Annotated in this window: 16 protein-coding genes; 11 read left to right on the forward strand and 5 right to left on the reverse strand. The window is 52.5% G+C overall.

The features are described from left to right. Nucleotides 1-327: 327 nt before the first annotated feature. On the reverse strand, nt 328-2211 hold the full coding sequence (locus tag A8B84_RS17100; RefSeq protein ID WP_058091440.1) for a sigma-54-dependent Fis family transcriptional regulator: 1884 nt from the start codon (nt 2209-2211) through the stop codon (nt 328-330). A 209-nt stretch (nt 2212-2420) separates the two neighbouring features. Between A8B84_RS17100 and A8B84_RS17105 the strand changes: the two genes are divergently transcribed. The 4 genes from A8B84_RS17105 (at nt 2421) to A8B84_RS17120 (ending at nt 8055) form a co-directional block, all read left to right on the forward strand. After that, entirely contained in the window at nt 2421-3344 is a 924-nt protein-coding gene (locus A8B84_RS17105) for a transporter (protein WP_082888489.1), read from the forward strand. A 39-nt stretch (nt 3345-3383) separates the two neighbouring features. After that, nucleotides 3384-5495 (forward strand): PQQ-dependent dehydrogenase, methanol/ethanol family, encoded by a 2112-nt coding sequence (locus A8B84_RS17110; RefSeq protein ID WP_082040488.1) that lies wholly within the window; start codon nt 3384-3386, stop codon nt 5493-5495. Between the two features lie 14 nt (nt 5496-5509). Continuing rightward, nucleotides 5510-7024 carry an aldehyde dehydrogenase family protein gene (locus A8B84_RS17115; RefSeq protein ID WP_058091439.1) on the forward strand — a complete coding sequence of 505 codons (1515 nt, stop codon included), beginning with the start codon at nt 5510-5512 and terminating at the stop codon, nt 7022-7024. Between the two features lie 254 nt (nt 7025-7278). Then, a complete protein-coding gene (locus A8B84_RS17120; protein ID WP_052479352.1) occupies nt 7279-8055 on the forward strand; it encodes a LuxR C-terminal-related transcriptional regulator in 777 nt (258 codons plus the stop codon). A 648-nt stretch (nt 8056-8703) separates the two neighbouring features. Here A8B84_RS17120 and tnpC read toward each other — a convergent pair. From tnpC to A8B84_RS21555, 4 genes are all read right to left on the reverse strand, one after another. Beyond that, nucleotides 8704-10269, reverse strand: coding sequence for an IS66 family transposase (gene tnpC, locus A8B84_RS17125; RefSeq protein WP_064230375.1), 1566 nt, complete (start codon nt 10267-10269; stop codon nt 8704-8706). A 75-nt stretch (nt 10270-10344) separates the two neighbouring features. Then, the gene (gene tnpB, locus A8B84_RS17130; protein WP_022990718.1) at nt 10345-10680 is read right to left on the reverse strand and encodes an IS66 family insertion sequence element accessory protein TnpB; all 336 of its coding nucleotides are present in this window, start codon (nt 10678-10680) and stop codon (nt 10345-10347) included. Continuing rightward, nucleotides 10677-11051, reverse strand: a complete 375-nt coding sequence (tnpA, locus tag A8B84_RS17135; protein WP_064230376.1) for an IS66-like element accessory protein TnpA — start codon at nt 11049-11051, stop codon at nt 10677-10679. Before tnpA ends, tnpB begins: the two co-directional genes overlap by 4 nt. A gap of 56 nt (nt 11052-11107) precedes the next feature. Continuing rightward, nucleotides 11108-11302 (reverse strand): hypothetical protein, encoded by a 195-nt coding sequence (locus A8B84_RS21555; protein ID WP_138103220.1) that lies wholly within the window; start codon nt 11300-11302, stop codon nt 11108-11110. Nucleotides 11303-11758: 456 nt separating this feature from the next. Here A8B84_RS21555 and A8B84_RS17140 point away from each other — a divergent pair, with 456 nt between their 5' ends. From A8B84_RS17140 to A8B84_RS17170, 7 genes are all read left to right on the forward strand, one after another. Beyond that, a complete protein-coding gene (locus A8B84_RS17140) occupies nt 11759-12994 on the forward strand; it encodes an acyl-CoA dehydrogenase family protein (protein ID WP_064230377.1) in 1236 nt (411 codons plus the stop codon). 37 nt (nt 12995-13031) lie between these two features. Then, on the forward strand, nt 13032-14261 hold the full coding sequence (locus tag A8B84_RS17145) for a thiolase family protein (RefSeq protein ID WP_064230378.1): 1230 nt from the start codon (nt 13032-13034) through the stop codon (nt 14259-14261). Nucleotides 14262-14271: 10 nt separating this feature from the next. After that, nucleotides 14272-15876: an AMP-binding protein gene (locus A8B84_RS17150; protein ID WP_064230379.1), complete on the forward strand. Its 1605-nt coding sequence runs from the start codon at nt 14272-14274 to the stop codon at nt 15874-15876. A gap of 30 nt (nt 15877-15906) precedes the next feature. Next, nucleotides 15907-17028, forward strand: coding sequence for a saccharopine dehydrogenase family protein (locus tag A8B84_RS17155; protein ID WP_064230380.1), 1122 nt, complete (start codon nt 15907-15909; stop codon nt 17026-17028). A 145-nt stretch (nt 17029-17173) separates the two neighbouring features. Then, on the forward strand, nt 17174-19891 hold the full coding sequence (locus A8B84_RS17160) for a LuxR C-terminal-related transcriptional regulator (protein WP_064230381.1): 2718 nt from the start codon (nt 17174-17176) through the stop codon (nt 19889-19891). A 181-nt stretch (nt 19892-20072) separates the two neighbouring features. Beyond that, on the forward strand, nt 20073-21698 hold the full coding sequence (locus A8B84_RS17165) for a DUF1302 domain-containing protein (protein WP_064230382.1): 1626 nt from the start codon (nt 20073-20075) through the stop codon (nt 21696-21698). Nucleotides 21699-21750: 52 nt separating this feature from the next. Beyond that, nucleotides 21751-23118, forward strand: a complete 1368-nt coding sequence (locus A8B84_RS17170; RefSeq protein WP_064230383.1) for a DUF1329 domain-containing protein — start codon at nt 21751-21753, stop codon at nt 23116-23118. Nucleotide 23119: the final 1 nt, after the last annotated feature.

Raw genomic sequence — 23119 nt, forward strand, 5'->3', positions numbered from 1 at the left:
CAAATGAAGCCATTGATCAACCAAGAATGGAGTTATCGACTCTAATGTACTGTTTATCTGGGATTTTTTGGGGCAGCAACAAATCCATGAACAAGAACACCGCGCATAAGTTAAAGCACATGCAGTGTACCGAAAGGTTCATCAGGTCGGATTGGTCGCAAAGCGGACATTTAGAATAGGCGGACAGCGACCGGCACAGCCAAGCTAATGGCCCACAACTGGAAGCCGGATGCACCTGACAAACTGTAATGCCCGGGCGCTTGCTCGCTGAAAAGAGCGGCGCGTTTTATCCTCTCATGAGAAATCCGGGCTACTCCATGAATTACCTCAGAGACCAAAATGTTTTATTTTTCGATAGAGAGTGGCTCGTGTTATCCCTAATTCTCGAGCTGCGGCACTGACGTTGTGATTGTGTTTCTCAAGCACACATCGCACCGCCTCGCGCTCTGCAGCGGCGAGTGTGCCGCCCTCGCCAAGGTCCACCTCCGCAGTGTCATTTTGGACCTTGATGTCTTCGGGCAAGTGTTCAACATCGATAATTCCCTGAGTAGACAGCGCCTGACCAAGATTCAGTGCCTGCTGGAGCTCTCTGATATTACCTCTCCACGAATGGTGCCTTAAGAGATTACGAGCCTCGGATGTCAGAATCGACGGGGAATCTTCCTGTGAAATTGATGCCAGCAAGTGATCAATCAAAGCGTCGAGGTCTTCACGCTCCCGCAGAGCAGGGAGCTGCACCCTGAGGCCATTGATCCGGTAATAAAGATCGCTCCGAAAGTCTCCGCTTTCCATAAGCTCATCAAGGTTCCGATGTGTCGCACAGACCAGAGAAAACGAGACGGGCCGAGGCTTCTCTTCTCCAAGTCTTGTGACAGTGCGTTCCTGCAAAACACGTAGCAAACGTGCTTGAAATTCCAATGGCATATCGCCTATTTCATCCAGGAAGAGCGTACCGCCGTTCGCCTCCTCAAACTTCCCCCTGGCGCCACCACGTCTGGCACCGGTAAATGCACCGTCTGCGTAGCCAAACAACTCTGATTCGATCAACCCGGCAGGAATAGCCGAGCAGTTCACGGCAACAAACGCGCCTTTTGAAGAGGGCCCATTGGCATGTAACGACCGTGCTAAAACCTCTTTGCCCGTTCCGGTTTCCCCAGTCACCAGAACCGGAACTCCAAACTGAAAAGCCCGATGCGCCTTGTCGAAAAGTGGTTTTGTAGGCTCGCCCACGTAAAAAGACTGAACGATGTCCGGCCGTCTTTGCTGTGGCATCGAGTTGACGCTCAAAGGCCCTTTGCGAAGACTTTCAACTTTAAGAAAAAGCCTTGCCCCATTGTGACATTCAACCTCAAGAGGGCTTTGTTGTGATCCCTCAATCTCGGCAGCGCGGCATGAGAATAAGTCTTTGAAACAGACATGACTCTGCATCTTCTCGAGAGAATCGATATCCAGCATCTGCCTGGCCGAGGGGTTTGCACCTAAAACTTCACCATCCTCGCCGAAATGTATCAAACCACGCATAGGTGACTGCGTAAGCTCCGGGCGATAGTGAAGCGCGAGGACTAAGGCGCCACGCAAATCGTCGACCATTCGATTCTCAACAGACCGAGTTGCGAGCGCAACTGCCTCAAGAATCCCGACCGGTCGGCCATCATAAGGTTTCGAAGCATTCAAAGCCCCGACCAGCGTCCCTGCAGGGTCAAAAATGGGCACTGCCACGCAGGATAGATCGCGGAGAGAATGCAAGAAATGCTCACTTCCACACACAAGCGACGGCCTGCCTTCTATCAAAGCGCAACCGGGGGCATTGGTTCCAGCTATATCCTCTGAAAGGTCCATACCAGGATTCAAAGCGGCTCCCAGCAATTCGTAGCAGGGACTGTCATTGCCGAAATATTTAATGCTGTGGCCTTCTCTTTCCACACACGCCAAAACCCAACCTGCAGAACTGATTGCACGAAACAACCGATGCATTTCAGGCTCCGCAAATGTCATGAGACGCTGATGTTGATTGCGGATATGAGAAATCTGGTCGAATTGCGCGGCCTCAAGTAAGAGCTGATCAGAGGGGGACACGCCATGTTTTCTGCATCTTAGCCAAGAGCGCAAAACCTCATCCCGCACCCACTGGGATGGTACAACACGCCCTTCGTCAAACAACTCACGGGCTTGCTGGACCTGAGTGTTCAGATCAACGATCTTTTTATGCATAAGGACACCCACCACTCTGTATTTTTTTTATTCAACCATCCAATTTTAGTGTATTGAAACGATCCATTTTTTTCCAAAAACTAAAACATAGATGCTATAAAGCCGCATAAGTAATTGTTTCATAATAATTTCCTAAGGATCAATCGATCTGGCATATTGATTGCTTAACTTCGAGTGCAATACCAACAAAACTAATAAGAGGCTGCATCATGTCATCTGTATCAAACTATAAGCACAAAAGTTTACTCCGTTCCAGAATTGGGAATTTCTGCGTCGCTTCTGCTGGCCTGGCCACTATGTTGCTGGCTTCTGGTAATGCAGTAGCTATTGACGTTGATGCCGGGGATTACACAGCATTGCCCGCCGGCACCAATCTTGGAATGGTCTACTATCAATACGCCACTGCCGATTCCCTCTACTCGGATGGAGACAAGGCCCCCATTAACGCTGGATTGGACTCACAGGTAGGAATCCTGCGTGGGGTGCATTTCACTGAAATTGGCGGTTATACAGTAGACCCTCAATTCCTCCTTCCATTCGGCAAGGTAGAGGGAAAAGACGATACCTCTGCCCTCGGTGACACCAGTGGCATTGGCGACCTGATACTTGCCGCAACCGTTTGGCTTGTAAACAAGCCCGAAAGTAACACCTACTTCGGCATTACTCCGTTTCTGTATGTTCCTGTAGGGAGTTACGATCGGAATGACACATTAAACCTCGGCGAAAACCGATGGAAATATGCATTGCAGGCGGGTTACATCACCGGTCTTACCTCTAAAATCTCGTTAGACCTGATTGGTGATGTCACTTTTTTCGGCAAGAATGACGAACTTGGTGCCTCCAAAGCCACTCTGGAACAGGATCCCTTGTACCAGTTCCAAGGCTTCCTACGTTATAACGTAACACCTCAATGGGATCTTCGCACCGGCATTTCTCATACCCTCGGCGGTGAGACACAAGTAAACGATATAAACCAGGACAATGACCTTGCAACTACCAAGATGACTATCGGTACGGCATGGTTTGCGAATCCGGGACTGCAACTAATCGCAAATTATGGAAGAGATTTGTCCGTAGAAAATGGATTTAAAGAACAGCACCGACTCAACTTTCGTATTCTAAAAGCGTTTTAAAATCCCATAAAACAGTAATAACAACGAAAGGATATAAAAATGAAACTGACTAATAATCACTACAGAAAACGTCTATCAAAAAAACTAACAAGTAGTGCATTAGTTCCATTTTTCGTAATCGGAGCCAGCACTGTTATTGCGGCTGATCAGGTAAATCAAAGCTATATCATTGAAAACGCCAAAACCGGCAAGGACTGGCCAACCCATGGTTTTGATTATGCGGAGACGCGCTTTAGCCCTCTCGCCCAAATTTCGGCCGATAATGTCGAAAACCTCGGGCTTGCATGGTCCTACAACCTCGAGTCTACCCGAGGAGTCGAGGCCACTCCGCTTGTCGTGGATGGCGTGATGTACGTCACTGCTTCCTGGAGCATTGTACATGCACTCGATGCAAAGACCGGCAAAAAACTATGGACCTACGACCCTGAAGTACCCGGGGAGGCGGGCTCAAGGGGTTGTTGTGATGTTGTAAACCGCGGTGTGGCAGTGCACTACGGAAATGTCTATGTTGCATCCTACGATGGTCGATTGATCGCTATTGATGCAAAAACCGGCGAAAAAGTCTGGGAAACGAATACTCTGCCCGACAACGACATGAGCTATACGATTACCGGCGCACCTCGAGTTGTTAACGGCAACGTGATCATAGGCAATGGTGGGGCCGAATTTGGAGTCAGGGGCTACATCACAGCTTACGACGCGAAAACCGGCGCACAGAAATGGCGTTGGTATACCGTGCCGGGAAATCCGAACGAACCGTTTGAAAACGAAGCCATGGCTCGCGCCGCGAAAACCTGGGACCCAAGTGGAAAATACTGGGAGGCCGGTGGCGGTGGCACCGTATGGGACTCCATCGTTTTTGATCCGGACCTGAATCTCTTATATATCGGCACAGGTAACGGCTCTCCATGGTCACACAAGAAGCGGAGCCCGGAAGGTGGAGATAACCTCTATCTCTCCTCAATTGTTGCTCTCAATGCCGACACTGGTGAGTACGTGTGGCACTACCAAGCCACGCCCGGGGATAACTGGGACTATACTTCAACGCAGGACATGATTCTCAGCGAGCTCATGATTGATGGGGAGCGTCGCAAAGTAATCATGCAAGCTCCCAAAAACGGCTTCTTTTTTGTTCTCGACCGGACAAATGGTGAATTCATATCGGCCGATAATTACGTCGATGTTAATTGGGCCACGGGATACGATAGCAATGGTCGCCCAATAGAAGTTCCTGAAGCACGATCCATGGACGAACCCTTCGATATCATCCCTGGGCCTTTTGGTGGACATAATTGGCACTCAATGTCTTTTAACCACCAAACCGGCCTGGCTTACTTCCCGTCTCAGCACATCCCGATCACAATGGTCGAGGACCCCTCCTGGGAAAGCATAGAAAGCAATGAGCCGGGACAACCCATGAGTGGCATAGGTTGGAACACCGCCTTCCAATTTAACGTAGCGCCACCATCAAGCAAGCCGTTCGGGCGACTTACAGCCTGGGATCCCGTTACACAGCAGGAAGCCTGGCGTTACGAACACGTCTCTCCCTGGAACGGCGGAACCCTGACAACGGCCGGCGATCTGGTATTCCAGGGAACCGCAGACGCTCGCTTTATGGCATTCAACGCTCGGACGGGTGACCCCCTCTGGGAATCCCCAATGGGTACCGGCGTCATTGCAGCGCCCATAACCTATGAAGTGGACGGCACTCAGTATGTCTCTATTGCGGCAGGCTGGGGCGGTGTTTTTGGAAAATCCCAGAGGGCCTCCGACCTCAAGACCGCCGGCACTGTCTATACATTTGTCCTGAACGGTGATGCCGAGATGCCTGAGTTCACCCAGTATCAGCTGAACTCTCTGGTTTCGGGCGTTGAATACAATCCCGACTTCATTGGAGAAGGCACGGCTCTTTACGTCAGTAATTGCGTGTTCTGTCATGGCGTTCCCGGCGTAGACAAGGGCGGTAATATTCCAAACCTGGGTTATTCAAAGAAATCAGTCATTGAAAACCTGGACGCCTTCCTGTTTCACGGTCCATTCGTTTCCAGTGGCATGCCCGATTTTACCGAAACGCTGAGTAAGACAGATGTCGAGAAAATCAAAGCGTTTATTCAGGGTACTGCAGACGCTATCCGTCCAAAAAGTCAGTGATTTGGGGGAAACTAATGAATACGTTCACAAAACATCCACATGGTTTAGAGAATAAAACCCAGGCGTTCCTGGCACGTCAAAATCACCGTATGCTGATAGGCGGCCAATGGGTTGATGCTCTGGAAAACAAACGCATAGAGGTAGAAAACCCGGCTGAAGAAACGGTTATAGGAAGCATACCCCTTGCACATCCTGATGACGTTAACAAAGCGGTTAGCTGCGCAAAAAGTGCGTTCAATAGTGATGACTGGGGCCGAATGAGACCCTCCGCCCGTCAGAACCTGCTTCTCAAACTTGCAGATCTGATCGAGCGAGATGCCAGAATCATTGCTGAGCTGGACGCGATCGACAACGGCAAGTCTGTTGCTGTTGCCGAAGCTGTTGACGTAAGCCTGGGACTGGAATTCTTTCGCTACATGGCCGGATGGGCAACAAAAATTGAGGGCTCGACTCTTGACGTGTCCATGCCCTTTGCCCCGGCTGACTCTGACTTTTCTGCTTATACCCGACGCGAACCCGTCGGTGTTGTTGCCGCGATCATACCGTGGAACTTTCCATTTCTGATGGCCTGCTGGAAACTGGCTCCGGCACTTGCAGCGGGCTGCACGGTTGTGTTGAAGCCTGCGGAACAAACATCGCTCTCTGCCCTCTATCTGGGCGAGCTGATCGAAGAGGCAAACTTTCCTGACGGGGTTGTCAACATCATTACTGGCGAGGGCCAGAGCACCGGGTCAGCACTGATAACTCATCCTGACATCAACAAGATTAGTTTTACCGGATCCACTGAGGTAGGTCAGATCATAGGCCGTGCTGCGATGGATAATATGGCGCGAGTTACCTTGGAGCTGGGGGGCAAGTCTCCAATGATTGTTCTGGCTGACTGTGATGCGGAAAAGGCTGCGCAAGGAGCAGCGGCAGCAATCTTTTTCAACCATGGACAAACCTGCAGTGCCGGCTCCCGACTTTACGTTCACCGGAGCATTTCTGACAAGGTCCTGGATCGGCTCGCCGAGTTAGCAGAGGCCATCCCGCTGGGGCCTGGCCTGGATCCAGATGCTCAAATGGGGCCACTCGTGTCCCGGGTTCAGCTAGACCGGGTTTGTCACTACATTGAGACGGGGCGGCAGGAAGGTGCACGCCTGGTTACCGGCGGCGAACGTGCTGACCGCAAAGGTTATTACGTCAAGCCCACCATATTTGCGACCGAAGACGACTCTCTGGTCATAGCCAAGGACGAGATCTTTGGTCCCGTTCTGGTGGTCATCCCGTTTGATGATATCGAGGACGTCGTAGCCCGGGCCAACGATAGTCGATATGGGCTGGCAGCGAGCATCTGGTCAAACGATCTCTCTGAGGTGCAACGCTTAATCCCGAAATTAAAAGCAGGCACTGTCTGGGTAAACGGGCACAACATGCTTGACGCCAACATCCCATTCGGGGGCTATAAACTCTCCGGGGTTGGACGTGATATGGGTAAGCAGTCACTCGATTCATATCTTGAAACAAAGTCGGTTGTCATTGCCCTTTAGGAAGAATGCTAAACCCCGGCCCTGAGAAGCCGGGGTTTAGCTTTGATTGGTCGACCATTCAACTTCCGAGAGTCGAATACCACCTTCCTCACAGGTGAGCCACAAAGCTTCATCGATATGGGGATCAACAGAATGACGCAGGTCTGCTGTATGGCTCCTTGCGCGATGCCGCTCGAGATAGTCAGGTATCCATGCGGCGAGGAGTGCGAGCAGCACACCAGTAAATGTATGTACAGTTTGGCGAGGAATAACAAATGCTAGAAGAAGCCAATAACCTCAGAAGCTTGTCAAAGAGCCAAACCACGCTGCACTCCCTCCCGGTTCCTGACATTGGCCAGGAAGAAGTCGGCAAAACGTCATTATTCAAGGCTATGATTGCTGATTGTCAGCCGCTTTTTCGCGATGCCTTAAGGAGCATTATTCAGAGAAATCATGATTGCAAACATGTCTTCGAGGCATTCAGCTTGGAAGACGCCATGGAAATCGTGAGTGAGCATGGCAGCCTTGATCTCATCTTCTTCGATCTCGACATGCCTGATATGAGAGGGCTTGGTGGGCTTGGTCGTTTAAATGAGATCGCGCCTTCGCTCCCCACCATAGTCATGTCGGCTAGAGTAAACAGATATGTCACGTCTCAGGCGATCGGTCAGGGGGCCATGGGGGTCATAGCAAAAACTGCATCAAGAGATGAAATTGTCGACGCTATTCGACAGGTTTTGGATGGCAAGATTTGCGTTTGTGCAGGCTCTGACGAATTCGAAAATGGTAACGGCCGTGGTGCTGTCATGGCCGGCTCAGAAGCAGAGGTTGATCCGAGCCAGTTTCAATCTTTAACGAAGCGACAGCTGATAGTTTTAGAGAGAATGACACGCGGAGAGTCTAACAAACAGATCGCGTACAACTTGCACTTGGCGGAAACCACTGTTAAGGCTCATGTTTCGGCTGTCCTACGTAAACTGAATGTTCAAAATCGCGCGCAGGCTATCCTTGCAGCGAGTTGCCTCGACCTAGTTTCTCAAATGCGTAAATAGCCAGTTGTTTCGATTCAGCGCAGACCTAAAACGAAGCCAGAGTCGAAAACTGACTGAAAACTCAAATCAGCCGGTGGGTGACGATGTAAGCATCCCTGTTTTAATTGCGCCGCGAATTAGAGTTCTCCACACGATTGTGTTTTGCCAAAAACTCCAATGTCAGAGGGACTTTCGGTGACTCCGGAGGGGGGGGGGAGGCAATCAGATCATGAAGCGCCGAAGAAAAGGGCCGTTTTGGGTCAAATTCGGTCGTTTCTGAATGTTCGCTTTTGTTTAGCAGCAACCAAAGCTCAGCGGGCCGAGGAGGTTCATGAGAAGCACGATTTTCATGCTGTATGAAGTATCTGGTGAACCAGGCCAAGCCGCTGGCCAACCAGGCCATTGTTTCAGAAAGAGTTATTGAGGCTGGCTAGTTCGATGAACAACAACACTGCGCATAAGTTAAAGCACATGCAGTGTATCTTTTAGTTCATGAGTTTTTGTTGGATTTGCCTGTAGCCCAGTGACTCTGAGGTTTCCTGCGAATATCCCGAGACTCGCCATTTTTCTCTTACACGCAGTGCAGTAATTGACTCATGGCCCGTCGAGCAACGCGCGCATGTGTTCTCCAAAGTGCAGTTTGGTCGCAAAGCGGTAAGCGTCCGCCCATCACACCTTGTCAGGTGTAGCCGGCTTCCAGTTGTGGGGCAACAGTTCGTCGATGGTGTTGTTTTTCTGAGTCGGCAAGCGGGTCAGCACATCCTTCAGATAGGCATAGGGATCATGCCCGTTCAGCTTGGCGGACTGGATCAGGGTCATCACCGCAGCCGCCCGTTGGCCACTGCGAAGTGATCCCGCGAACAACCAGTTGCTGCGGCCCAATGCCCAGGGTCGGATCTGGTTTTCCACCCAGTTGTTGTCGATGGGCACCGCACCATCGTCCAGGTAACGCGTCAGCGCTTCCCAACGTTTGAGACTGTAATCCAGGGCTTTGGCCGTGCCGGAGCCATCCGGCACTTTCTGGCGATGCGCCAGCATCCATTGATGCAGTGCCTCAGCCAGTGGTTTAGCTCTGGCTTGTCGGATGTCCCGACGCTTATCCGGCGGCAGGTCTTTGGGTTCCCGTTCGATCTCGTAGAGTCCGCCGATGTATTCCAGGGCCTTGGCCGCCAGTTCGCTCTTGTTGGCCTCGTGCAGGTCGTAGAACTTGCGTCGGGCGTGGGCCATACAGCCGATTTCGGTGATCCCGTTACCGAACCCGGCCTTGTAGCCGGCGTAGTCGTCACAGACCAATTTGCCCTGCCAGTCACCCAGGAAGGTACGGGCGTGTTCACCCGCCCGGCTTGGGGCGAAGTCGTAAACGGTGGCTTTCAGGTCCGAGAACGGTGTGGTGCAGTAAGCCCAGACGTAGGCCTTGTGGGTTTTCTTCTTACCCGGAGCCAACATGCTGACCGGCGTTTCATCGGCGTGCAGAACGTTGTGTTCCAGCAAGGCGTTTCTCAACGCATCTGCCAGGGGCTGCAACTGCACACCGCAGGCACCGACCCATTCGGCGAGTGTTGAACGGGGTATTTCCAGGCCGGCACGGCCGAAGATGCGTTCCTGACGGTACAGTGGCAGGTGGTCCGCGTACTTGGCCACCAACACCTGAGCCAGCAGGCCGGCGGTGGGGATGCCCTTGTCGATCACCTGCGGTGGTACCGGTGCCTGGACCAAGGTCTCGCACTGGTTGCAGGCCCACTTGCCCCGGATGTGGCGCTCCACCGTGAACTCGCCCGGGACGTAATCCAGCTTCTCGCTGATGTCTTCGCCAATACGCTTGAGCTGGCAGCCACACTGGCACCGGGTATTGTCCGGTTCGTGGTGGATCAGGGTACGGGGCAGCTCCGGTGGCAGCGGGGTGCGCTTGGGCTTCTGCTTGGGTCGAGCGGCCTTCTGCTCCTCAGTCATCGCCTGGTCCAGCTCGGCTTCGATGGCGGCCAGGTCGCTGTCGATCAGCTCGTCCAGGAGCTTGCCCTGAACGGCATCGAGTTGCTCACTGCGGCGGGCGAACTTGTGACGTTTGAGGACGGCGACTTCGTGGGTCAGCTTCTCGATGATGGCATTGCGGCGCACCAACTCCCGCTCCTTCCGGCCCAAGGCTTGATCCTTGGCGTCCAGAGAGTCCATCAGTTCCGTCGCCAGAGCGCGGAGCTGATCGGCTGAGAGTTGGTTGATATCGGGGCGCTGAGTCATGCCGCCTAGTATGCCAAGTCCCTGTTCGGCAGGCGATTCGCGGTTCTGGCTATAGCGGCATCACAGCACTTGTGATTACAGGATGCAGATGACGCCCTCCGCGCCAATGCGCTGCCAGGGCAGGCCCTGAACCAAGGCAGACAACTGTTCCTCGGTCAGGCGCAGTTGGTCACCGCGCCAGGTTTCGCCCCAGTGGAATTTACCCCGGTTCAGCCGGCGGGCGCACAACCAGATGCCCAGGCCATCATGGATCAGCACCTTCATCCGATTGCCTCGCTTGTTGGCGAACAGGTAGGCGCAATGGGGTTTAGCCGAACCGAATACCTGAATAACCCGCGCCAGGGCCTTGTCGGGTCCGGCCCGCATATCCAGCGGTTCGGTGGCCAGCCAGATCTCATCAATGCGGATCATCCAAACAGATCCCGAAGCAAAGCCGCACACTGATGGGCTTGCTCCGCAGGCCACTCCACCACAACCGCACCACCGGCGCGGGGAATCTTGATGCGGATGGTGCTACATTGATTCGAGACTGACAGGGTGTCCGGCACAGGCGCTACGGCTGGCAGACGGACCGGAACGAATCCAGGTGCTTCCGGAGTTTTAGCCGCCCTTCGCGCTTCGCTCATCCAGCGCCGGACCATGTTGGCGTTGAGACCGTTATCCAGCGAAATCCGGGAAACAGACGCCCCGGGCTTCAGACATTCGGCGACGATACGAGCCTTCAGCTCTTTGGAGTAACGACGACGTTTTTGGTAGGGCTTGGTTACGCTTATGTTGGTCATGTTAAGTGTCCACTTAAAAATAAGTGGACACTATCCTGACGGCCGCAGCGCCTGGCTCAAGATGGGATTACCGGACGGTTACGCTTCTCTTTTTCACTCAACTCCTTTTTCGGTCGAAAAGAAGATTTTTCCTGTTCATCTTGATTTCGCACGAGTACTTGAACGTTAAAGACATCCTGTGCAATTAGCTCATTGACGCAGGCACTACCCGCCACGCCGGTCGCTGCAAATACGGTCACTGTTCTTTTCATTGTCATCCCTCCCTATGAGTACAAACTGAGAGCGAACCCATAGCAACAAATCAATTAACCATACAAAAGGATGGAATTTATTGATCGGTTGAAGGCGTCACCAATACATCCGCAAAAATGCTTCAGAATGGGAGAGCGCTTGTAAAAAAATCGCACCAATCAAGCATTTCACATCAAAAAGAAAAAATCGGGGCATCCTTGACCCGTATAAGGAGGAAGAGCTCTCCTGCTCTAATTAGCGGACACAACAATGCAGGAAGTTCCTACTTTACCCCCTCATTCCGCGGCTGCAGCTATCCCAAAGTATGGTTTTGGACACCCAGAAACTTCCATCCTTTGGGATGGTTACCCCTCCAACACCCCTTGATAGCGTGAACCTTAAGAAAGACGGACCCACACCGACTTTTAGATCCGGTGTCGTTCTGTACCCGTTAAACAACAACAAGGAACTGCGATATGACTGCTCAATTGAGGCCCCAACTGGGACTGTCCGGACTCGAATCACCCTTGTCTGAGCTAGAGAGCCAAGTCCAAGAAAATGCGCACAGATTTGCGAAGGATGTATTGCGTCCGGCAGGGGCCAGACTCGACAAACTGTCCCCGGAAGAAATGGTAGCGCCCGGATCTATTCTGTGGGATGTGCTGGAGAAATCTCATGACCTTGGCATCAGCCTAACCGCGATGAACGAAATAGAACCGATTGAGCGTGTGCGAATTCTCGCACTTGCATCGGAAGAATTAGCATGGGGTGATGCCGGTTTGGCCGGTGCCATTTTGGTAAATCACTTCCCTGTAATGTATTCAATGCTCGCGGGAAATATGGCTATGGCCGAGTTCTGCGATGGTAAACGTGGATGTTGGGGTATAACAGAACCGGATCACGGCAGCGATATGATTGATGCGAACGGTTCAGCGGGAGCCACTGGTGCCCATGATAGCCGCCCCAACTGCGTCGCCCGAATCGAAGGCGACAAGGTTGTTATCAACGGTCAGAAGTCAGCTTGGGTGTCCGGGGCCATGACCGCACAAGTGTGTGCACTATTTTGCCATGCCGAGGTTGATGGGCATACCAAACCCGGCGTGGCGGTCATAGTGCCCCTGGATACACCTGGTGTGAGTCGTGGCAAACCGCTCGACAAGATGGGTATACGTTGCCTGAACCAGGGTGAGCTCTATTTTGATAACGTTGAAGTCCCTATCGAGAACTTGCTGGCCGGCCCCGACACCTATCAGGAACTGGCCTACAGAATGTTAAGCGAAGCCAACCCCCACGTTGGCCTGATGTTTGTAGGTCTTGCTCGCGCTGCCTACGAGCATGCCCTGGAATATGCACACGAGCGCAAGCAGGGCGGTGTGCCCATCATCCAGCATCAACACGTCCGATACCGTCTGTTCCATATGTTTCGGAAGATCGAAGCCGCGCGGGCTTTAGTCCGCCGGGTGATGGAATTCAACGCGACCGCAGATATTCCTGCGCTCCAGGGCTCAACAGCTGCCAAGGTCACAGCGACCCAAACGGCATTTGAAGTCGCGAATGACGCCCTTCAGATGTTTGGAGGTAATGGCATGACCAAGGAGTACCCAATGGAAAAGCTGCTACGGGACGCGCGGTCAGGGTTGATCGCAGACGGTTGCAATGAGTTTCTGGCCATCAAGGGAGGCTCAATGCTGATCGATCCCGACCGGTATTAACGCGCCATCAATTCAGATAAAAAAACGGAACAATGCCATGAAACAGAGCGCCTATATCGCCGGAGTCGGGATGACTCGTTTCGGTAACCACATGGATAGAGGGTTAAAGTCCCTCACAACGGAAGCGGTAATGCTGAGCTTAGCCGATGCCGGCCTGAATCCCACTGATCTTCAGGCTGCGTATATGGGTAACGCCGCCGCCGGCACCATCGTCGGCCAAGTGTGCGTGCCTGGTCAGGTTGCGCTCCGCGATATGGGAATCGGGCATATCCCCGTGATCAACATCGAGAACGCCTGTGCCTCGGCCTCTACCGCATTCAACCAGGCCTGCACCATGGTGACCAGCGGGCTCTACGATGTCGTCCTGGCCACCGGTTCAGAAAAGCTATTCCATGAGGACAAACAGAAAAGTTTTTCCGTTTTTACCGGCGCCGTTGACGTTGAGGATTATAACGGCGTTCTGCAACACATCAGAGAGCGGGCCCAGGCCGCCGGCATGAGTATTGACCTTGAAGGCGCTGGCTCTAAACGCTCAGTATTCATGGATATCTATGCCTCGATGGCATTGGAGCACATGAGCAAGTATGGCACGACTCAGGCCCAGTTCGCGGCCGTGTCCGCGAAAAACGCCTTCCACGGAAGTCTCAATGAACGCGCTCAGTTCCGCGACAGGTTGACGGTCGAGGAAGTACTCGGAGCGCGTGAGATTGCCTATCCCCTCACCCTGCCTATGTGCTCACCCATTGGTGATGGTGCAGCTGCGGTTGTTATCGTCAGTGAACGCAAGGCCCGGGAGCTCGGCCTGACTCAACCCGTGAAAGTACTCAGCTCTGTGCTCAGAAGCGGGTGGGATCCCGTTGACGGACCCGGTATTACCGAAGTGTGCGCCAACGAAGCGTACAACGCCGCCGGGATTGGACCGGAAGATCTCAACTGCGTGGAACTTCACGACGCTTCCGCTCCGTCCGAACTGATTTACTACGAACAGTTGGGCCTGTGCGGTAAAGGTGAAGGCGGCCGTTTTGTGGAAGAGGGCCACAGCCGCCTGGGCGGCAAGGTGCCGGTTAACACCTCCGGCGGACTGTTGCGCAAGGGCCACCCTATTGGCGCGACGGGAATAGCCCAGATTGTGGAGCTCACCGAACAGCTAAGGGGGCAAGCCGGAGATCGCCAGGTGGAAGGAGCCAGGTTTGGCCTCGCGGAAAACGGCGGCGGATACATCAATGGCGATGCCGCAGCCCTGGTCATCAGCATTCTGTCTCGCTAGGAGGAGCCCAATGAACACTCGTGACGAACTGATTCTGGCAAATCTTATTGCCAACCGGGTGGACACTCAGGCCGATCTGGATGTTCTGACCTTCGTCCACATCGATGCTGATGGGCAGTATCGAGAACAAACGCGAACCTATGCGCAGCTTTGGAACAACGCCCAGCGCATTGCCGCGGCCTTGGATTCACGTGGACTCAAGCCCGGGGAGAGCTTCGCCCTGCTTATGCAGAATCATCCGGAATTTGTGGAAGCGATGATTGCAGCTTCAATCACCGGAACAGTCTTTGTCCCCATTGATCCACGGGTACAAGGCGCCAAACTGAAATATATGCTGGAGTTTGCCGAATGCCAGGGCGCGATCTGCGCCGACTACGCCTTCGGAAACCTCAATTCCATCAACGACGAAGTCCCCGAACTCCAATGGGTCATCCTCTTGGATACCCAGGACAGAAGCGATGCCCCAACCAGCGAACAATCACTCAACGACATCCTCTTGTCTGATGTTCCGCAGCTTTCGATTCGCACCACGGACCCGGACACTCTGATGCAGATGCTCTACACCTCCGGCACCACGGGTGATCCCAAAGCTATCCAGTCGCCCCATCGCCGTTTCGGAGAAATCGTACAGCTTGGTGGCTTCCTTGGATTGCAAGATACAGACCGGCCGTATACCGGTTTGTCCCTTACCCACGCCAATGCCCAGCTCCTGACTCTCGGCTGTTCCCTGAAAATGGGGCTACGCGCAGTCATCAGCCAGAAATTCACCAAGAGTCGGCTCTGGGACATCACCCGTCATTATGGCTGCACCGTCTTCAATCTGCTCGGTGGTATGACAAATGCCATCTACAGCGAGCCAAGGAAACCCGATGACGCGGAAAACCCTGTGCGCTGCGTCATCAGCGCAGGTATGCCCAAGGCAATCTGGTCCGATTTCAAAGACCGTTTCAACGTCGAGATTTTTGAATTCTATGGCGCAGCTGAAGGCGGGCTGACACTCAACCCCTCCGGCGAAGGGCCTATTGGAAGCATCGGTAAAGCCCCCCCAACGCTGGAAGTCACAATCCGTGACGCAGATGACCGTGAGTGCCCACGTGGTACACCCGGGGAGATCTGCTTCCGCAACGCCGATGGTACTACACCTAACGTCAGCTATTTCAAAAACCCCGAGGCATCCAGGGCAAAAACCCGCGGCGGCTGGCTTCGCATGGGGGATATCGGCCACATGGACGAAGACGGCTGGTTGTTCTTCCACTACCGCGATGGTGGCGGTATCCGCAAGAACGGTGATTTCGTCAACCCGGCGTCCATCGAAAAAATCATCGCAGAACAACCCTGGGTATCGGATGTATTTGTATACGGCGTCGAGGCTGTATCGGGAGCCCCCGGAGAAAAGGATATTGTCGCCGCCATCGTCACTGAAACTGATGCAACCGCAGATCCGGAAGGCCTGTTAAGGCTCTGCGAAGAGGAGTTGGAAAAGAATGTCGTACCGACCTATTTCCAGTTTGTAGATGAAATCCCCAAAACCGCTTCGGAAAAACCCCAGGAACGCTTCCTGAAAGCAATGTTTGATCCCGAATCCGACCGGGTTTTCCTAGCACGAAGCCATTAATGGCAATTCAACAACAGTAGGAGATCTACAATGAACAAGAATGATCCCAAGGTTTTAATATATGGCGCCAGCGGTTACACCGGCAAGCTTGTTGCTGAACGCCTAGCCCGCCGCGGCATTCCATTCTACTTCGCGGGCCGAACGAAGGCCAAACTGGAAGCCGCATTAAAGGTTGTCGAAGATCGCCATGGAGCACCGGTTGATGCCCAAATTGCCGTAGCAAGCAACACCCATGACGAGTTAATGCCTCTGTTTGATAAAGTTGACGTGGTAATTAATGTCTCTGGTCCATTTATGCAGATCGGGTGGCCAATTGTGGAATGCGCTCTCAAAGCTAGCTGTCATTACATAGATACAACCGGCGAGCAGGACTGGACTAGAGGCATCCAGGAGAAATATGGCCGGGCTTTTGCCGAAAAAGATCTCTTATTGAGCCCCGCATGTTCCTACATGTGGACCGCCGGCGCGCTCGCAGCCGAGGTAGTGTTGGAAACAAAGGGTATCGATAGTTTGGAACTAGTTTACCAAATCGATAACGCCCTGCCCTCGGAAGCTTCGACCAAATCCTTTCTGCGAATGCAGGGTAACGCGGACAGTCAATTCTACCTGAAACAGGATGAGTACGTGGCTTGGCCTAACGACCAAGGTTATGACGTCGTCGTCCCCCATCGCATGAACTGCTATCGCGCCCTCCCTTGGGGAGGCGCCTGTGAACCCGTCTGGTTTAAGCAGGATCCCCGCGTAATCAACTGTAAGGTGCTCACTGCTTTCGGTGACGAAATAGTCAATGATATCTTGGTAGTGATTAATGATTTCAATAACCGTGCGGCGGGCTTGTCGATAGAGGAGCGTGAAGCATTGACCAACGAAATTGGTGATGGTTTGGCGACGGGCGAACCTGAACCCGACACTCCTAATGTTGGTCGTTCAATGATCGTCTGCTATGGTCAGGGCAAGCAAGGCAACCGGACTTTCTGTCTCAGTCTCACCACCCCTTATTGCTGGACGGGTGAAATCTGCGCGGAAGCAGCTGATCGTCTGCTTTCAGGTAAACTCAAAGCCGTCGGTTTCCAGTCGGCAGCCGTTGCCTTTGGACACCGCGAGTTGCTGGAGAGCTTTCACGAACTCGGCTATTGTAACCTTCCTTACTGATCGGCAGTCAAACAGGAGCGGCCAAAGCTGCTCCTGTATTCAGGCAGAAGATTGGAATGTCCTGCGCTGAACTATGTTCGAAATCGTGGAGGTCGCTTGATTTCGCATCGCATATAATAAAAATAGTACCTTGCGAGGGACAGACATGAACAATGAGTACCAGAACCTACCTCCGGGTATGACCGCCAAATTATCCCCACCCGCTCGCTGGGGATACGATCTGCTTGAGAGGCCTCACCTGTTGGAACGAATTCTGACAAAACAGCCTATCAGGCTCATTTTGATCAGTGCAGCGGCTGGCTATGGAAAGTCCACCCTGATGGCCCAAGTGAATCAGGTGCTTCAGCAACACCATCATGTGACCGCTTGGCTAACTCTTGACAAGGATGACAACGACCCCGTTCGTTTGTACACCCACCTGTTTCTCGCTCTACAAAATGACAAAAAGGCCAGCCCGCAACTACCCGAACCAACCCGAATAACGCGTAATCATGCCTCCAGACTCGCAAGCTTGATGACCGAGGTCAAGGCACCAACGGTCCTGTTCATAGACGAGTTTGAGAATCTCGCCAACCCTGATTCCCAGCAGTTGATCTACTGGCTGCTGAATTACCTGCCGTCCGGTTGCCGGATCGTGATCGCATCACGAACCAGGCCGGCATGGGATCTTTCCAAGTTGAGCATGCAGGGGGAGCTGATTGAACTCCATGAACCAGATCTGAAATTAAGTGGCGAAGAAGCGGCCAAGTTGACAGAGCTTCACGGTTCCACCCGTATTGACCAGAAACGATTAGACATTCTGGTCGAAAAAACGGAGGGCTGGTTGGCAGGCGTTCGGCTTGCCCTGTTGTGCCACGACAACTGGGATAACAACTTCGACTGGATCAGTGCACTCAGTGGCGAAATTGAGCAAATTGCAGATTTCCTTTATGAGCAGGTGTTCCGGCAACTTGAAACTGAGCAGCAGTTGTTCCTAATGAAGGTGTCGATTCTGAATCGGATGACAGCGGGGGTATGTGAAGCCCTAACCTTAGAGTCCGGCGCCCAGACCCAGATACAGAGCCTGTGTCGCAGAGGGCTTTTCATCCAAGCGATTGATCCGCAGCGGAAGTGGTTCAGAATGCACGGCCTTATGCGACAGTTCCTCTGTAACCGGTTAAAACAGCAAATGCCTAAACAATATGGCCTGCTTAATGAAACAGCCGCACGATGGTTCGCCAACAACCATTCGAGAATTGAGGCGGTGCATTACGCTATCACTGCAAACAATCCTAATCTGGCCCTAGAAATACTTGAAGATGTCAGCAAATCATTGATTGAGAAAGGACAGCTGCGAACCCTATCGGATCTTGCCAAGCGCGCTCCTGATAGGTCTCTGGCTGGGCGTTACCAGCTGATCGCAAAACTTTGTCTGGCCCATCTGTTGATGCACGAACTGGAGGACGCGCAGCGCTATATGTCCATGCTGGAACCCTTGATTTCCAGATCAGAGGTCAACAAAACGTTGGCTGAAATGCCCATCCTTGAACCCCTCTTAATAGCGGCCGAGGATGACATGGTACGTGCTGCGAAACTGGCCAGACATAACCAGTCAAACATTCCGAGTGACCAAAGTCATTTTGAACAAGGCGTGCTGTCGAACATCATCGCCTTCGCTGAACTTGGTCGCGGAAATTCCGAAATATGCCAAAGTTATACACTTCAGGGACGGGCGTCGCATCTTGAAGCGGACAGTGCACTAGGCTTGGCCTATGCCGATATGATTACCGCGATGCGGGTAAGGTCAAAAGGTAATCTGCAACTGGCGAGGGAAATCTCTGGCAATGTCGGCCTTGGGCCTGACTATCATCAAATGGGAAGAGCGGCTCCCAATGAAATTGGCAAAGGCGTCGTCAACGGTTTTGAAGTTGACCTACTATATGAACTCAACGAGTTGGCGATGGCCGAAAGCTTATTAGCAGAATACGCCCACTTGGGCCGAGAGAACGTTTCTCCAGACATCATCATCCTGGGCTTCCTTACAGCTGCCAGAGTTGCATTCGTGAAGGGGAATAAAGCACTTGCATACAGCCGCGTGGACGAGGGGGAAATCGCTGGCCTTCGGCGGCCATTGCCGCGGCTTGTCCAGTCAATGCGCTTGCAAAGAGCCCGATTCAAACAACTTGAAGGTAAGCACGATGTGGCCAAAGCCTATTTGAACGATATTGCTATGACTCCGATGAATGGCGATCCTTCCAAAATTGCTTATATGGATCCGGTTACTGAATGGGTAGCACTGGATCTAATACCATTGCGGCAGAACCTTCAAGAGGGCGACACCACTAAAGTCTGGCAACAACTCCCACCGCTGATTGAAGAATCCGGTGCCCGGCCCAGCCGCCAGATTCAAGTACTACTACTCAAAGCAGAGTGTCTTTCGAAAATGGAAAACCAGGATGCGGCTCGACAAACGTTGACCGAAGCCATTGACCTGGGGCTGACCTACGGCTTTATCAGAACCTTCGCGGACTCAGGCAGAACCATCATCGACTTGCTGAAATCGCTATACCAGGAGTGGGCCAACAAGCCCGCCCCCTGCTTCCGGGAACGACGGGGCTATTGTCTCCAGTTACTTGAAGCTGCCAATGAAGCAGTCATACGCGGCCCATCAGACGAAACCACCCTTGCCGAGCCCCTGTCAGATCGGGAGTTGCAGACGCTCACGCTCGTTGGTGATGGCCTGAAAAATGAACAGATTGCCGAACAGCTCTTTCTTTCAGTGAACACCGTCAAATGGCATCTCCGCAGAGCTTATGAAAAACTTGACGTGCGGTCCCGGACCGAAGCCATAGCCGAAGCTCGTCGACGCAATTTTATTCAATAATCAACACTTCTTCCTAAGCCGCGCCTGCACTAGGGCGGGGCTGTCCCTGCTCCATCCGATATCCATCCGATATCCATCCTTTCGGATGGTTGGGCGCTGGCTTCGTTTTGTTAGCTTGGAACTGAGCCAAAGCATTCCGTTTTGGCGAAACCGTTCGATAACAATAAAGACGAGGTCCCCTATGAAGCGAGTTCACGTAACTCTCGTTGCTGCGATAGCCTCTGCAGTGCATCTGCCAGTTCATGCTCTGTCGTTCGATCCAGGTGGTGGCGTTTCCGTAGATCTGGATACCACCCTGGGTTACGACGCCCAGTGGCGGATGGAGCATCAGGACTCCAAAGTACTTTCGGCCGGCGGAAATCAAATCGTCGCTTTAGTCACTGACGACGGCAATCGTAACTTTGATAAGGGTGACATGATCCAGAATCGAGTCAGCTTTGGGTCGGATCTGGACATAAATTACGGTTCAGGAGGTGTTTTTCTGCGAGCACGTGGTTGGTATGACGAGGTCTATGATGACAGAGCCTTGGCAGAGCAGAGTAACCCAATACTTGGAGTAGGGACCTCCAAGCCATTTCAGAAGGATGGCATTGAACTCCACCGCTCGGAAATCGAATTGTTGGATGCGTTTCTCTATCAGTCTATTGGTCTGGGAGAAAGCATGCTTGATGTCAGGCTCGGTCGCCAAGTCGTCAGCTGGGGTGAGAGCGTTTTTCTCGGTGGCGGAATCTCGTCTGCTCAGGGCCCTGTAGATGCCACCAAAGCAAACACCCCCAGCCTTGAACTTAAGGACATATTCCTTCCCGTCGGTCAAGTTTATGCTTCGCTCGACCTAAATAACAGTCTCTCAGTGAGTGCCTACTACCAGTATGAATGGGAAGAAACGCGTATTGATTCACCAGGTACTTATTTCAACTTGCTAGAGGCGTTTGGCCCGAAAGCGGCGGGAGATATCGTCGATCTGCCGGTCAGTGGAGCCTTCCCGTTCGAGGTGAGGCGCGACAAGCCTGATGAAGGTCAATATGGGGTAGCCATGCGTTACCTAGCGGAATCACTTAACCATACGGAGTTTGGTCTCTATTACCTGAACTTTAATGACTTTATGCCTTCCATCCAATTTGCCCCATCTCAGGGTCTTGGCTCGTATGCCACGCTTGAGCATTTCGAAGATGTCAAGTTGATTGGCGCAAGTTTCGGAACGGTCTTCGGTGATACTAACGTTAGTGGCGAGGTTAATTTTCGTAATGGGCAGCCTGTTCGCTTGAACGGTTTCCACCCCGATGGCCAGGCGTTTTACTATAGCGAAGCCGATACACTCCAAGCCCAGGTGTCTGCCGTACATATCTTTGGCAGCTCCGCATTCTGGGACAATCTCGTCCTGTTAGCTGAAGTAGCCCACAACCGCGTTCTCGATCTGGATAAAGACGGATTCGCCCAGAACAACCTTGACCTGGACCTTTCCGACATTTCCTCGTCCCTGCACGGTGATCGCAGTGCTTCAAGCGCCATCGCCCGGCTATCGGCAGACTACTTCACCGTTGCCAGCGGACTGGACCTGAACGTCAGTCTTACCTATCGGGATGACTTCAACGGGGTCTCTGCAGTGCCGTTTACGTTCGTGGAGGGAACCCGGGTAGCAGGCTTGACAGCGGACTTTATTTACACTGGGGGACACAGCTTTGGCGCAGGCTACACCTGGTTCCTGACCAGCCCCACTGACATTCTCGAAGATAAAGGCCGTCTCGAATTGGAACACCTGAATGCGGACCGTGATTACGCGTCTCTGTATTACAAATATCGCTTTTAACTTTCCCAACCAACAATAACGATCCGGAAAAGATCCGGAAAGGAGTTCTCAAATGAGTATTCACAAGCTGAAAATTACTATACCGCTGCTCGCTCTGGTCATTGGTGCTGGCCAAACCATCGCTGCCGTGTCTCCAGATGAGGCTGCACGACTCGGTAATGAATTGACGCCCGTAGGCGCGGAACGGGCCGGCAACTCCGATGGAACGATTCCGGCATGGAGTGGTGGAATGACCACGCCGCCTCCGGGCTACGTGTCAGGCGGTCCGCGCATTGATCCGTTTGCCGACGAGTCTCCTCTTTTCACCATCACAGCCGAAAACTATCAACAGTATGCTGAGCGCCTGACTACAGGACAGATCGCCTTGTTCGAGCGTTATCCTGATTTCAGGATGCCTATCTATCCCACCCACCGTACTGCAGCCGCACCGCAGTTTATCTATGATTTCACCAAAGAAAACGCTACTCGGACTCTCCTTATAGAGAACGGTAGTGGTGTCACTAAAGCCTATGGTGGATACCCGTTTCCAATTCCTCAAAATGGCTTTGAAGTCCTCTGGAATCATAACCTCCGCTGGTTTGGTCGCGGCTCTCAAAAAAACTACATCAATCTCACTGTTTATCCGAATGGCCAAACGACCGTTGGTCAGGGCGAAATGTGGGAATCGTATCCCTACCATAACCCCGCAGGAACCCTCGAAAGCTTCGAAGGCGATATCTGGCACCTAATGCTCCAATATTCCCTTCCTGTGCGGCGCAAAGGTGAAGTAATTCTGTTACGTGACCCACTCAATTCTGCAATCTCTCCCCGACAGGCTTGGCAGTATATTCCTGGTCAGCGTCGTGTTCGTCGCGCCCCTACCATTAGCCATGATACTCCAAATGCACAATTTGCCGGCCAGGCTACCTATGACGATGCCTTTATGTTCAACGGAACACCAGATCGTTACAACATCAAACTAATTGGCAAAAAAGAGATTTACATTCCCTACAATAATAATGGAATGCTGCTTGAAGCTCAAAAAGGCCTAGACTCAATTATGGAAATAGCCACTCCGCATTTTCCTGATCCTGACTTAGCTCGTTGGGAACTCCACAGAGTTTGGGTTATCGAAGCCCAACTCAAAGAGGGAGCCCGACATGTGTACCATAAACGCACGTTTTATGTGGATGAGGACAGCTGGGCAATAGCAGCAACTGATATCTATGACGGTCGTGACAACCTATGGCGTATAGGTTTCTCCAATTTCCTTAATGCGTATGACGTGCCGGTCACTGCTATTCGTTCTTATTGGCATACAGACCTGCAAAACGGAGCATACGCATTCAACGAAGTTGATCTGGAGCCAGTACGGTACTACGAAGGGGAAGACGACAACTTCTATACACCCGCACAGGTTCGAAAAATGAGCCGCCGATAAA

Source organism: Marinobacter sp. EhC06 (genome assembly GCF_001650915.1).
Taxonomy (GTDB): domain Bacteria; phylum Pseudomonadota; class Gammaproteobacteria; order Pseudomonadales; family Oleiphilaceae; genus Marinobacter.